At 66.2% G+C, this 13,743-nt stretch carries 10 protein-coding genes; 6 read left to right on the top strand and 4 right to left on the bottom strand.

Features of this window, described 5'->3' with window-relative positions; translation table 11 throughout:
- Positions 1–7: 7 nt before the first annotated feature.
- Entirely contained in the window at positions 8–1,573 is a 1,566-nt protein-coding gene (locus tag AQZ52_RS05150; protein WP_067906983.1) for a calcium-binding protein, read from the bottom strand.
- A gap of 423 nt (positions 1,574–1,996) precedes the next feature.
- On the opposite strand from AQZ52_RS05150, the gene AQZ52_RS05145 reads away from it, so the two are divergent.
- Positions 1,997–3,772, top strand: a complete 1,776-nt coding sequence (locus AQZ52_RS05145; RefSeq protein ID WP_082697691.1) for a tetratricopeptide repeat protein — start codon at positions 1,997–1,999, stop codon at positions 3,770–3,772.
- 71 nt (positions 3,773–3,843) lie between these two features.
- Here AQZ52_RS05145 and AQZ52_RS05140 read toward each other — a convergent pair whose 3' ends face one another.
- Positions 3,844–4,863, bottom strand: a complete 1,020-nt coding sequence (locus AQZ52_RS05140) for a 1-aminocyclopropane-1-carboxylate deaminase (RefSeq protein ID WP_067906979.1) — start codon at positions 4,861–4,863, stop codon at positions 3,844–3,846.
- Positions 4,864–5,007: 144 nt separating this feature from the next.
- On the opposite strand from AQZ52_RS05140, the gene AQZ52_RS05135 reads away from it, so the two are divergent.
- From AQZ52_RS05135 to AQZ52_RS05115, 5 genes are all read left to right on the top strand, one after another.
- Positions 5,008–5,481, top strand: a complete 474-nt coding sequence (locus tag AQZ52_RS05135) for an Lrp/AsnC family transcriptional regulator (RefSeq protein ID WP_067906977.1) — start codon at positions 5,008–5,010, stop codon at positions 5,479–5,481.
- Positions 5,482–5,671: 190 nt separating this feature from the next.
- Positions 5,672–7,054: an amino acid permease gene (locus tag AQZ52_RS05130; RefSeq protein ID WP_240481455.1), complete on the top strand. Its 1,383-nt coding sequence runs from the start codon at positions 5,672–5,674 to the stop codon at positions 7,052–7,054.
- Position 7,055: 1 nt separating this feature from the next.
- A complete protein-coding gene (locus AQZ52_RS05125; protein ID WP_067906975.1) occupies positions 7,056–8,366 on the top strand; it encodes an acetyl-CoA hydrolase/transferase family protein in 1,311 nt (436 codons plus the stop codon).
- Positions 8,367–8,400: 34 nt separating this feature from the next.
- Positions 8,401–8,979 carry a DUF1214 domain-containing protein gene (locus AQZ52_RS05120; protein WP_067906973.1) on the top strand — a complete coding sequence of 193 codons (579 nt, stop codon included), beginning with the start codon at positions 8,401–8,403 and terminating at the stop codon, positions 8,977–8,979.
- Complete coding sequence (locus AQZ52_RS05115; protein WP_067906971.1) at positions 8,976–9,506, top strand: DUF1254 domain-containing protein; 531 nt, start codon at positions 8,976–8,978, stop codon at positions 9,504–9,506. The genes AQZ52_RS05120 and AQZ52_RS05115 overlap by 4 nt, the downstream gene beginning before the upstream one ends.
- 284 nt (positions 9,507–9,790) lie before the next feature.
- Here the strand turns inward: AQZ52_RS05115 and AQZ52_RS05110 are convergent, their stop codons facing one another.
- Together AQZ52_RS05110 and AQZ52_RS05105 are read right to left on the bottom strand one after the other, a co-directional pair.
- A complete protein-coding gene (locus AQZ52_RS05110) occupies positions 9,791–11,086 on the bottom strand; it encodes a glycoside hydrolase family 130 protein (protein WP_067906969.1) in 1,296 nt (431 codons plus the stop codon).
- The gene (locus AQZ52_RS05105; RefSeq protein ID WP_082697560.1) at positions 11,083–13,371 is read right to left on the bottom strand and encodes a glycosyltransferase family 4 protein; all 2,289 of its coding nucleotides are present in this window, start codon (positions 13,369–13,371) and stop codon (positions 11,083–11,085) included. The genes AQZ52_RS05110 and AQZ52_RS05105 overlap by 4 nt, the downstream gene beginning before the upstream one ends.
- Positions 13,372–13,743: the final 372 nt, after the last annotated feature.

Raw genomic sequence — 13,743 nt, 5'->3', positions numbered from 1 at the left:
CCGGTGTTCAGAACACCAGCAGATCGGTCGCCGCGAGCAGCGGTGCCCCCTTGAGCACGGCCAATGTTATGGCCGCTGCCGTGCCGGTGCCATCGGCATCGAAACGGAGCGTGCCTGACGCGGTATCGTAGATGATCCGGTCGTTGGCATCGTGCGCCGCGCTGGCGCCTGCTGCCGCGTAGAACGCGTCCGCCGAAAGTGCGCCGACGGCGCCGATCCCGGCAAAGGCAGAAGCCTTGAGCGAGAGGCGATCCCCGAGCGGGGAAGAGAAATCGGCCATGGAATCGATGTTCGCCGGGCCGGGCGCCGTGGAGAACACGAAGGTGTCCGCCCCCTGCCCGCCATAGAGCGCGTCATTGCCAAGCCCGCCATCGATCCGGTCGTTGCCGGTGCCGCCGAGGAGGATATCGCGCCCGCCGGCCCCGAACAGCGTATCCGCGCCGCTGCCGCCATCGATCAGGGCCGTGTGACCATCGGCCAGCACGCCGACCAGCGTATCATTGCCCGCACCGCCATAGGCGCGATCGTTCTCGCTGCCGGCTTCGAGATAATCGTTGCCAGTGCCGCCTTGGAGCACATCAATGCCGAGGCCGCCGAACAGGTTGTCATCCCCCGACCCACCGATCAGCGCATCGTTGCCGCCCCGGCCAAAGAGATCGTCGTTGCCGCCATTGCCGTAGATCTTGTCGGCGCCGTTGCTGCCGACAAGGCCGGCGGCACGCAGCATGAGATCGGACGGACCGCCTTCGGAGGCGGCCGTGCCGGTGATCACCTTGCCGGTGGGCAGGGCGCCATGGGGATCGAAGCCATCGAGATCGGCAGCGGTGAGCAGCGTGGCGTCAAGGTTCTTGAAGGTAATGTAATCGGTGTAGCTCGCCGCGAGGCCAGAGCCGTAGGTGGTGTCGTATTCGAGCACGGCATCGGCGCCGCGCTGCTCCAACCGCCAGTAACCATCCGCGAAAGGATTGGCGCTGGCGGCAGACCATGCCTGCTTCAGATTGAAGGTCATGCGGTCTTCACCGGGCTTGAAATCGGTGATCGTGAGATTCGAGGTGCCGCTGCCGAAATCGAAGGTCGTCGTCGTCGAGAGATCGGTCGAGCCCAGTCCGCGGAAACCCAGGACCACTTCATCGCGGCCTGCACCGAGGGTGACCGTCTGCGCAGAGCCTGCCTGGGAAATGAACCGGTCATCGCCTGCGCCGAGATCGACCGTTCCGGCCGACCCGAGCACCACGAGATCGTTGCCTTCGCCGCCGGTCCCGGTCAGGGTGTTGGCGGAATAGCTGCTGTAGAAGCCGAGGTAGAGCCGGTCGTCACCGCTGCCACCGCTGACCGTGGTCGCGCCGCGATAGGCCGTCGCGAGAATCAGGTCGTTGCCGGCATCACCGTAGAGAGTGCCGCTGAACCCATCGAAGTAGTTGGCGCCAATGCGATCATTGCCATCACCGCCATGGACCGTATCGAGCCCGCCGGCAGTGCGGATCACGTCGTCGGCCCCCAGACCATCGATCACATCGTTCTGCGCGGTGCCATCGAGAGTATCGGCATTCGCGGTGCCGGCGATGTTCGCCATGGGTATCCTCGGTCCTCTTGCGGGCTTCCGGGAAGACGTCTCCAGAATTCACGTATGGAGTCCATCGATTTGGCGAAACGGATTGGCCCGTTCTGGCGGGACTGTCAGCCGTCCTTGCAATAGCAGCTGTGGCCGTTGATCGCGGGGGCGCCGCCACTCCGCCGCAGACGCAGGCTGCCACGCGCGCACCAGCCCAAGCCGCCGCGCGAGTGCCCGGAATGGCGCAAATATCCGAGCCTGCAGAAAAATGGCGAATGCGGAGCACGCCATCGCACTCATAATCCCCTCCGCCCCGGTCATGCCGGTTTTGTGGCATCCGAACACAGCGTTGCAATCCTGCCAAAACGTTGGTGCGAACGGCATGCGCGCGGCATACACTCGACCCTCTGACACGGGAGGCCGTCCTTGCGCATTCATCCGATCATGGCCCTGGTACTGCTCGCCTCAGGCGGGATAGCCGCCGCTGCCGGAGCGGCGCGGTGGCATCCCGCGCCGCATTCCGATGCGGCGGCGCTCGCCATGCTCGATCCCTCGCGGTTGGCAGCGGCCGCTTGTGCGGAGAAGGCGCGGGCGAGCGAGCCGGTGCTGCTGCGGCGCTTGGCTCAGGCGGCCTCGCTGATGGGGCCTGTGGTGCCGGACAAGTTCCCGCTTTACGGCGGGGTGCCGCGTTCGGCGCTGGAGCCGGGCGGGCTGACGGCCGAGGCGCGGCCGTGGTTCGATCAAGGCCTCGAAATGGCCTACAACTTCAACCATGCGGCGGCGGTCGCCTCGTTCCGCAAGGCGCAGGCGCTCGCGCCCGGGTGTGCACTCTGCTTCTGGGGCGAGGCGCTGGTGCAGGGGCCGAATATCAACGCGCCGATGGACGCGAAGGCCTTGGCACCGACACTGAAAGCGCTGGAGAAGGCACAGGCGCTCGCGCCCGGCGCTCCGGCGCTGGACCGCGCGCTGATCGCGGCGCTGGCGGCGCGCTATTCGGCGGACCCCAAGGCGGATCGCAGCGCGATGGATGCGGCCTATGCCGATGCCATGCTGAAGCTGGCGGACGGGGTGCCGGGCAATGATGAAGTCGCCGTGCTGGCCGCCGAAGCGGCGATGGATACGAGCCCGTGGAATTACTGGCAGCCGGGGCGTTCCGAACCACGGGTGCGCATCGACAAGGCGGTGGCGCTGGTCGAAGGCGTGCTGGCGCGGCATCCCGGGCACAATGAAGCGGCGCACCTCTATATTCACCTGACGGAGAACTATGTTGATCCGAAGCGCGGGGAGAAGGCGGCGGACGCGCTCAATCTGAGCGCGATGCCGGAGGCGGGGCACCTCGTCCACATGCCGGGGCACATCTACTACCGCATCGGACGCTACAAGGATTCGATCCGGGCGAATATCGCGGCGGCGAAAGCGGATGAGGCCTATCTGGCAAAGGTGCCGGACGACGGCATGTACCGCTATGGATACTATCCGCACAACGTCCACTTCATCGTGACCTCGGCACAGCAGGCGGGCGATCTGGGACTGGCGGTGGCGCAGGCGCGCAAGCTGATGCGGATCATCCCCGAGGACAAGGCGGTGCAGCTGGGCTGGATCGAGGCGGTGGTCGCCGCGCCTTCGTTCGCCTTTGCGCAAGGGGGGACGCCTGCGCAGATCCTGGCGCTGCCGAAGCCGACCGCGCGCCTGCCCTATGTGCTGGCGATGTGGCACTATGCCCGGGGCGTAGCCTTTGCGCGGCTGAAGCAGGCGAACGCGCTGGAGGCGGAACTGGCGGCGATGGAGCGAGTGACGGCAGACCCGGGCATCAAGGCTGTGGACGGGACCGGCCTTCCGGCGACCGACCTGATCCATCTGGCTCAGCATGTGGTGCGCGGGCGGCTGGCTTTTGCGCGAGGGGACTTCGTGGCAGCGGCGGAGGCATACCGCAAGGCGCAGGCGATCGAGGGGACAATCCCCTATCAGGAACCGCCTTACTGGTACTATCCGGTCAGCCAGTCGCTGGGCGCCGCGCTGCTTGCGGGCGGCAAGGCGAGCGAGGCGCGCGATGCGTTCCATCAGGCGCTGCTGGTGGCGCCGGGGAATGGCTGGGCGCTGTGGGGGCTGGCCAAGGCGGAGCGGGCGCTGGGCCATGATCTGGAAGCCCGCGCCGCGGAGGCAGCGCTGGAGCGGGCGTGGTTGGGGGATCGGCGGTTGCTGACGCTGGAGCGCTTGTAAGCCCCTCCAGCCCGCTCCACGGGCCACCTCCCCCTTTTGTGCTTCGCGAAAAAGGGGAGGATCAAGAAGGCTCAGCCGTCCTTGTAGTAGTAGCTGTAGCCGTTGATCGCGGGGGCACCGCCGAGGTGGGCGTAAAGAACGCGGCTGCCTTCGGGGAAGAAGCCTTTGCGCGTCAGGTCGATCATGCCCTGCATCGATTTGCCTTCATAGACCGGGTCGGTGATCATCGCCTCGGTGCGGGCGGCGAGGCGGATGGCCGCGTTGGTTTCCTCGGACGGGACGCCGTAGGCCGGGTAGGCGTAGTCCGGGTTGATGACGATCTCGTCCTCGCGGATCGTGCGGCCAAGGCCGATCAGTTCGGCGGTGTTGTCGACAATGGAACGAACCTGCGCGCGGGTCTGCTCCAGCGTGCCGGAGGCGTCGATGCCAATCACGGTGTGGGCGCGGTCCTGCGCGGCGAAGCCGACGATCATGCCGCCCTGGGTCGAGCCGGTGACGACGCAGACAACGATGTAGTCGAACTGGAAGCCAAGCTCGGCCTCCTGCGCGGCGACTTCCTCGGCGAAGCCGACATAGCCCAGCGCGCCGTACTTGTGGACCGAGGCACCGGCGGGGATCGGATAGGGCTTGCCGCCCGCGGCCTTGACGCTCTCGATCGCGTCCTCCCAGCTCTGGCGGATGCCGATGTCGAAGCCGTCATCAACGAGCTGGCTGTCCGCGCCCATCAGGCGGGTGAGCAGGATATTGCCGACGCGGTCGTAGACAGCGTCGTAGTGCGGGACCCACTTTTCCTGCACGACGACGCACTTCATGCCGAGCTTGGCGGCGGTGGCGGCGACCATGCGGGTGTGGTTGGACTGGACGCCGCCGATGGAGACGAGCGTGTCCGCACCCGAGGCGATGGCATCGGGGACGATATATTCGAGCTTGCGCAGTTTGTTGCCGCCGAACGCGAGGCCGGAATTGCAATCATCGCGCTTGGCCCAGAACTCGACCTTGCCGCCCAAGGCCTCGCTAAGGCGCGGCAGGCGCTCGATGGGGGTGGGGCCATACGTGAGCGGGTAGCGTTCGAACGGGGCGAGGAGAGACATGGCGGCTCCGGCAAGGGGTGTGATTCGGCTGCGGAAGCTAATGCAAAGTAGCTGGAAGGTGCTTGCAAATTTGGGGGATCAGCAGGTTTTAATCGGGATTGATCGGCTTTCGATTTACGTCTTTTTCCGATAGATTGACATTATATGAAAGAACCTTCCATCGAGTTTGACCGGATCGACCGCAACTTGCTGCGCCTGCTGCAGGCCGACGGGCGGCGGTCCAATGCGGAACTGGCAGAGATGGCCAACATCAGCCCCGCAACGTGCCACCGGCGCGTGGCGCGGCTGGTGGAACTGGGCGCGATCACCGGCTTCAGGGGCGCGGTCGATCCCGTCGTGGTCGGACTCGGCACGCTGGTAATGGTGGGCGTGGTGCTCGACCGCTCGACGCCCGAGAGTTTTGCCGCGTTCGAGGGCGCGGTGCTGGGCATGAAGGAAGTGCTGGACTGCAATCTGGTGGCGGGGGACTTCGACTACCTGCTGAAAATCCGGGTGCGCGATATCGCCGATTTCAACGCGCTCCACGGTCAGCGGCTCCTGACCCTGCCGGGCGTGCGGCAGACGCGGACGTTCTTCGTGATGAAGGAAGTGAAGGAAAACGCGCCGCTGGGGTTTTGAGGGGGTGGTGCAAGTGGCTCCTCCCCCGTTCAGGGGAGGCCGGGTGGGGGTGACCAGCGCTTTCCGGAGAGGCCGAGCCCCCTCCCCCAACCCCTCCCCGCCGGGGAGGGGGGCTTTCAGATGACAGTCGGCATTTGACAGCACCGCCGCGCCGCTTATCCCTATGGCAGGTCAAGCAAAGGGGAATGGCGTGGGCGCAGTGGGAGTTGCAGAGGCAGGCGGTGCGGGGAGCGTGGAGCTGAGCCGTACGCTATTGCCGCGCCACGTTTCGATGATCGCGATTGGCGGCATCATCGGCGCAGGGCTGTTCGTCGGTTCGTCCACCACGATTGCGCTGACCGGGCCGGCGGCGGTGATTTCCTATCTGATCGCAGGGCTGCTGATCCTCCTCGTCATGCGCATGATCGCCGAAATGGCCATCGTGCTCGAAGGCGTGCGGACTTTCCCGGACTTCGCGCGTGCGGGGCTGGGGCATCTGGCAGGCTTCCTCTCCGGCTGGCTCTACTGGTATTTCTGGGTCGTCGTGGTGGCGGTGGAGGCGATTGCCGGGGCCAAGATCATCGGCGGCTGGCTGCCCGGCGTGCCGGAGTGGGCCATCGGCGCAGGCCTGACCGCGCTGATGACGGGCGTGAACCTCATGTCGACGCGCAGCTACGGCGAGTTCGAATTCTGGTTCTCCTCGATCAAGGTTGCCGCGATCCTCGTGTTCAGCCTGATCTGCGCGCTGTGGGTCTTTGGGATCACCGCGCCGCAGGGCTTTTCGATTGGCAACCTCACCGCGCATGGCGGCTTCGCGCCGCATGGCTGGGGGCCGGTGCTGGCGGGTGTGGCCTCCACCATCTTCTCGCTCTGCGGGGCGGAAATCGCGACGATTGCGGCGGCGGAATCGCCCGATCCAGCCAAGGTGATCGCGCGGATGACCGTCTCGGTCGCGCTGCGCATCGTGATCTTCTACGTGCTCGCGATCGGTCTCATCGTCGCGGTGGTGCCATGGACGCAGATCGTGCCGGGGCATTCGCCGTTCGCCACGACGCTGGCGGCCATGCACATCCCGGGCGGCGAGACGATCATGAGCGCGGTGGTGCTGGTGGCTGTGCTGTCGTGCCTCAACAGCGGACTTTACGTGACGAGCCGCGCGCTGTTTGGCCTTGCCCGCTTCGGCGATGCGCCAGACTGGCTGGTGCATGTGAACGCGCGCGGGGTGCCGGCGCGGGCGATCATCGCCGCCAGCCTCTTCGCCTATGGCGCGCTGGCCGCGCAGTGGCTTTCGCCGGGGACGGTGTTCAGCTTCCTCGTCAATTCCTCGGGCGTGACGATGATCCTGCTCTACGCGCTGGTGGGCATCGCGCAGCTCAAGGAGCGGACGCGGATGGAGCGCGAGGCGCCGGAGCGGCTGACGCTGAAGATGTGGTTCCACCCCTTCGGCACACTGACCGCCCTGGCGGCGATGCTGGCCGTGCTCGTGTTCATGGGGCTCCAGCCGGATCTCGCGAGCCAGCTGTGGATGAGCCTGCTGGTGGCGGGCCTGTTTGCGGGCGCTTTCTGGCTGCTGCGCACGGGAAAGCGCGCCTGAAATGCCTGAAGCAATTACGGCAGAAGAAGCCGCTGCGCTGGTCAAGTCCGGCATGTGGCTCGATTACGGGTTTGGCGCGACGCAGGCCGAGGCCTTCGACACGGCGCTGGCCGCCCGCGTGCACGCGCTTTCGGGCGTGAAAGTGCGCAGCTGCCTGACGACGCGCCCGCGCGCGTATCAGGAGGCCGATCCCGAAGGCGCGCATGTGCTGAGCGCCAGCTGGCATTTCAGCGGGTACGACCGGCGGCAGTTCGATGCGGGGCGCTGCACCTATATCCCGCTGAACCTCGGCGAGTGGCCCGATCTCTATCGGCGGTTCGTGGAGCGGGTGGATATCGCGGTGTTCCAGGTCTGCCCGAAGGACGCGCAGGGCAACTACAATTTCTCGGTCTCCGCCTCCTACCTGCGATCGCTGGTCGAGAAGGCGGACGTGGTGATCGTCGAGGTCAATCCGGCGCTGCCGTATTGCTTCGGACCGGACAATGCCGTGCACGAGAGCGAAGTGGACTTCGTGATCGAAGGCCTCACGCTGCCTGCGGCCGAGCTGCCGGGCGCGACCTCAAGCGAGGTGGACCTTGCCATCGCGCGGCTGGTGGCAGCGGAAATCCGCGATGGTGACTGCCTGCAGCTGGGCATTGGCGGGCTGCCCAATGCGGTGGGCCGCGCGATTGCCGGCGCGGGCGTGAAGGACCTTGGCGTCCATACCGAGATGATGGTCGAGGGGCTGGTCGAGCTGGTCAAGGCGGGCGCCGCGACGGGCGCGCGCAAACAGATCGACGTGGGCGAAGCGGTCTATGCCTTCGCGATCGGGACGGCGGACATCTACGCCGCGCTGGACCGCAATCCGGCCTTCACCGCGCGACAGGTGGACTATACCAATCTGCCCCGAACCGTGGCGCGCAACGACAATGTGTTCTCCGTCAACAGCACCGGGCAGATGGACCTGCAGGGGCAGGCGGCCTCCGAGGCGGACGGTTACCGGCACTTCAGCGGCACCGGCGGCCAGCTCGGTTTCGTGCGCGCGGCCTATGAATCCGAAGGCGGGCGAGGGTTCCTGTGCATGCCATCGACCTACGAGAAGCACGGCGTGCGCAAGAGCCGCGTGGTCGCGGGCCTCTCCGCGGGAACCATCGTCACCGTGCCGCGCACCGACGTGATGTATGTCGCGACCGAGTACGGCATGGCCTGTTTGAAGGGCCTGCCGGTGCCAGAACGCGCCAAGGCGATGATTTCCATCGCACACCCCGATTTCCGCGAGGAGCTGGAGCGCGAGGCCTATGCCCAGGGGCTGATCCCGAAGCGCTATTTCTGAAGCTGCGCGGCGCTGGTGAGGCGGGGAGAGACAGGTGAAGGCAGTGTTCAAATGGTCAGGTCTCGTCGCCTTGGGACTTGCGCTGGGCGGCGGCCTTGCGGTCTGGCAGATGCAGGCGAGCGGCCTTGGCAATGATGTGCGCGTGGGGCCATGGAGCACCGGACGCGACATTGGCACCGCCCATGCCGACATGAAGACGCGCGCAATCGTCGCCCTGCGCGGGCTGTTGGCCCTTCCGGCGCAGGAAGCGCGCTATTTCACCGCGACGACCGACAGTGCCGGGGCGCCGCTTTCCGGCAAGTGCAGCTATGCCCTGACCGGCGGAGCGATCGAGGCGCGCTGGTGGAGCGTGACCCTTTATGACCGCGGCGGCTGGCTGATCCCCAACCGATGGCACCGCCATTCCATCGGCAGCGCGCGGATTGACGCCGACCCCGCCACCCGCTGGACGGTGAGGATCGGCCCGGCAGAGCAGCCCGGACTGTGGGTGCCTACCGGCACGGATGGCCCTTTCGAGCTGACCCTCAGGGCCTATCGACCGCGCGGGACCATGGCGCGCGATCCAGCGCGAATAAGCCTGCCTTCGATCACCCGCGGGGAGTGCCGCCCATGATGCGGCGTCTTGCCCCGTTCGCGGTTGTCGCTGCTGCAGCCGTTGGCAGCTATTATGCGACGCTCGCAGCCGCGCCCTTCGGCCTGATGCGGCTGGCCGAAGCGAAGATCGCCAGCAACGCGCCCACCAACCACTTCACCCATCTGCCGCCGGTGCGTGCGGAGCGGCAATTCGTCGTGCGGCCGAGCCCCGACCTGCTCTATTCTGCCTGCCCTTACGACCTGACAGCCGGGCCGCTGGAGGTGACCGCAGTGCCGGTTCCCGGGCGATACAGCTCGATCAGCGTGTTCGATGCGCGGACCGATGTCGCCTTTGTGCGCAATGACGAGCAGATGGCAGGGCGGCCGATGCGGGTGGTGCTTGCGCTGGAGGGGCAAACGGTGCCGGTCGGGATCGAGACCGTCCGGGTGCGCTATGCGACTGGTATCATCCTGCAACGCGTTCTGCTCGCCGACCCTGCCGAGGCGGCGTCGGTCGACCCGATCCGCAGCAAGGCCCGGTGCCGGACGCTGGCGGGACAGCAGTAGCGCTGGAGGATATGGTGAGCCCTGCTGGGTTCGAACCAGCGACCTACTGATTAAATGCCAAGATCAGGTAGCATCGTGGTCAGGCTCTGCCGCCAATCGCTCGTTGCCATGGTGGGAGTCGACGCTCTCGACGCGTGCATGATGTTCGTGCCTTGCGCGAGCCAGTGCACGCAACCTTTGCGCCTGCTGCCGAGTTGCAACCTTACCGCTCACAGGACGTCGATGCGACGCAAGAAGTAGCACCCAAAAGACGAAAATCAGGACCGCAACATGCGCCTTACCTCTCATTCCGCGGTCGGTAACAGAACCTCGAGCAGCCGGTCGATCTTGACCGTCGCGATGGTCGAGAATGTATCGGAAACGGCGTAAGGCAGCACGATCCGGTTGCCGAACTTCATCGCGCCGCAGGAATAGACGACATTGGGCACATAGCCTTCGCGCTCGGACCGCTCTGGCTGGACCAGCGGCAGGCGGGCGCGGCCGATTACGCGTGAGGGATCGTGCTTGTCGAGCAGCACCGCGCCGATCGAGTAGCGCCGGATCGGCCCGACACCGTGGGTGAACAGCAGCCAGCCCTCGTCAAGCTCGATCGGCGATCCGCAATTGCCGATCTGGACAAATTCCCAGGGGTATTCCGGGCGCAGGATCGGCGTACCAAGGCTCCATTCGAGCAAATTGTCGGAATAGATCAGATGTAGGCTCTCGTTGTCATAGCGGGCGATCATGGCATAGCGCCCGCCGATCTTGCGCGGAAAGAGAGCCATGCCCTTGTTGACGGCCGCCGGGCCGGTGAGCGGCACCATCCGGAACGACTGGAAATCGCGGGTCTCGATGAGTTCCGAGCGGATCGCCCGTCCGCTATAGGCGGTATAAGTGGCGAAAAAGGTCGTGCGGCCATGATCCTTGAAGGCGACGAAGCGCGCATCCTCGATACCGTTGGCCTGCGCCTCGGTGATTGGGAAGATCACGCGCTGCGAGAGGTTGCTGTCCGCCGCGAAGGCAAGGTCGATCTTGTCGCCCACGCGCCGGGAAATGTGGGGCAGGCAGGCGAGACGAACGGGCGGCTCGATGCTGATGGCGCCTTCGCCGCTGATCGTGCCGCGCCGGAAGGTGAGCGAGGAGATATGCCCCTCCCCCACCGCGCGCAGCGAGAGGATGAAGCGCAGGCTACCCGGCTCCACTGCGCTCTGATCGGGGTGGGGCACGATACTGGGATTGAACAGCGCGGCGGCCTCGAAGCTGTATTCATGCAGGAAATAGGCCCCGATCAGGCTGCGTTGCGTCGGCGAGAATGCGGCGTGACCTGCAAAGACCTGCTCCATCTCGGCCGCGCGGCTCTCGAAGATCTCGAGCAGGTTGCGCTGCGGATCGTCGAAGTTGTCGAGCACGCCGGCGAGCACACTCTGCGCTTCGGCCTCGTCCAGCGCCAGGACCCGCGCGACAATATGATTGGCACGCGTGGTATCGACCGGATTGAAATCACGCGGCTCGATCGCGGGGCGAAACGGGCGTACAATGACGCGTGAGGGGTCGGGCCGAAGGTAGAGGGGATGGCGATTGAAGAACGGGCTTGGGTTCATGCCCAATGGCCAGCGGCGACGACGCGGGGTGCGGCAAGCGCGGCTTCGGCAGATGCAGCAACCGGCAGGGCGAAGAAAGCCCCGGCAGACCTGTTTGCGAAGCGGTGCATGTCGGTCAGCGCCATGAGGTAGGAGAGCAGCGATTCCGCGCCGCGATTCTCGTTGGCGCGATCACGGTGAAGGCCATCACGGCAGCTCCCGGTGGCGGGATCGACGAGAGGGACACCCAGATCGTTGGCGCCGCCGAACCAGGCAAAGGCGCGTGCGCCCTCCTCCTGCCACATCGGCCCGGGATCGACAGTGCTCGCAGCAAGACAGGCGGCGACGGTGGCGCAGGCTTCGAGCGGTTGCTGGTCGAAGTGCTGCGGCGCGCGTGCGGGGCTCAGGAAGCCATCCGAGCCCACCGGGCGGAAATGGCCGCCGGGTGCGGTCTGCTGGTCGATCAGCCAGCGCAGGGTTTCGAGGCCAGCGCCGACCAGATCGGGCATCGCGCAATCGCGCCCGGTGGTGATGAGGGCTTCGCACAGGCGCGCGTTGTCGTAGGTCAACCGGTCTTCGAACCAGACCCAGTCCTCGCGGCGGCAGGCCTGAAGTAGCTCCTGCAACCGCTCCGCCAGCAAGAGCCCGATATGCCGAGCCTTGCGATCATGCGGGCGCCGCGCGCTGTAGCCGCTGAGGCCGAGCAAGGTGAACGCCCATGCGCGCGGCGAGGTGAAGCTCTCGACCGGCTCCAGCGCCCGCGCGAACAGGTCCGCCGCCCATGGCGTAAGATCGGCGTCCGCACTGCCGGCTGCCGTTACGCCCAAGGCCCACATGGTGCGGCCATGGCTGTCCTCGGAGCCGATCTCCTCGAGCCAGCGGCGATCGAAGCCCATGAAATTGCGGAAGCGGGAACGATCGGGATTCCAGCCATGCTGGATAAAGGCGGCAAAGCGCAGCGGCTGGATATCCTGAAAGGCGGCCAGCAGCGCGCTATCAAGTGCCTGGCAGACGAGCAGCGCGCGCGCGTTGTCGTCGATGCAATAACCATGCAGGCGATCCGGAATGCCGCCGATGGCGTGCTGGAACAAACCGGTATCGTCGCACATTGCGGCAAAGTGAGCGAGCGGCAGCACGGGCAGCGACGGCCTCTGCTGGCGGCAGGCCGCCCGAAACGCCTCGCGGTAGGCGAGGGCGGTATTGTTCCAGGTCATCGACCGGCCCGAACGATAGGCAGTCCGCCCCATCGCAAGCCGCGCCGCATCGTCGGTCAGCAGACCGGCCACAGCTGCACCGAGGCTGACCGGATCATTGAACGGCACCAGCACGCCCGAGCGATCGGTCAGCAGTTCGGCGGCATGCCAGTAGGGCGTCGAGACCACGGGCCGGCCGAGGCCGTGCGAGTAGGCCAGCGTGCCCGACGTCATTTGCGCCTCGATAAGGTAGGGCGTCACGTAGACATCGCACATGGCGATGTGGTCGAGCAGTTCCGGCCGCTCGGCAAAGCGGTTGAAGAACACCACGTGTCCATCAAGTCCGAGTGCATGGACGCGCGCAATCAGGCTTTCGCGGTAGGCTTCACCTTCCGCGCGCAGCAAGGCGGGGTGGGTTGCGCCCATCACGACATAGACCGCGTCAGGCGCGGCTGCGAGCACCACGGGCATGGCCTCGATCATCACCTCGATGCCCTTGTTCGGGCTGATCAGGCCGAAGGTGAGGATCACCTGACGATCCGCGAAACCCAGTTTCCGCTTGGCCTCCTGCGCATCGGCCAAAGGCGCGTCCGGAATGCCGTGGGGGATGACCATGATGCGGGCGGGATCGGCGCCGTAGATCTCGATGAGGATCGCGCGGGCCTTGCGGGCCATGACCACAACCCGCGCCGAGGCAGCAAGGAGCGCCATCATCACCGCGCGTTGCGCCTCGCTCGGCCGGTCCAGCACGGTGTGCAGCGTGGTGACGAGCGGCACACGCAGAGCGGCAATCAGGCCTAGCAGGTAGCCCCCCGCCTCGCCGCCGAAAATGCCGAACTCGTGCTGGAGCGAGACGACGTCAAAGCCCGCAGTGTTGATATACTCGGCCGCCGCCAGATAGGCGCCCGCCTTCTCTTCGGCGATTTCCCAGCGCACCGGCGGGCCATAGGTGCTGGGGCCGCCCTGATCGCGCATCGCCACGATCGCAGTCTCGGCCACACCGTCCTGCTGGCGCATGGCGAGCTCGAGATCGGTGGTGAACGTGGCGATGCCGCAGCGCCGGGGCAGGGCATTGCCAAGAAACACGATACGCATCGGCGCGGTGCGGTGCATGTCCTAAGCCATCCCTTTCGGCGAACGGGCAGCGGAGGCATGAAGCCTAAGGAGCGAGACGGTGTGATCGGCCACGGCGGTGGTTTCCTGTTGCGGGAGGCAAAGCCCAAGTGGCCCCTCCGCGCAGGCTCGTCTGCCCTCGGAAACTACGCTGACGCGCCATGCGTAGCCCGTGAGATGGCGCAACGGGGCGACACGCCGCTCTGCGTACATTCCGATCCTGTTTGGTTTTCGATCCAGGCCTAGGCTCGAAAGGTCCGATGCGGTGTCTGGCGTTGGCATTCAGCCCGGTCAGGCCCGTCTCACCAGGAACCAAACCATGCGCATGATCCTCCTCGGCCTTGCCGCCACCAGCCTTCTCGCAAGCTGTGC

The organism is Novosphingobium fuchskuhlense, assembly GCF_001519075.1.
GTDB classification, from domain to species: domain Bacteria; phylum Pseudomonadota; class Alphaproteobacteria; order Sphingomonadales; family Sphingomonadaceae; genus Novosphingobium; species Novosphingobium fuchskuhlense.
Note: the sequence above shows the minus strand (reverse complement) of the source record. Positions and strands in the feature narration are given on the sequence as shown.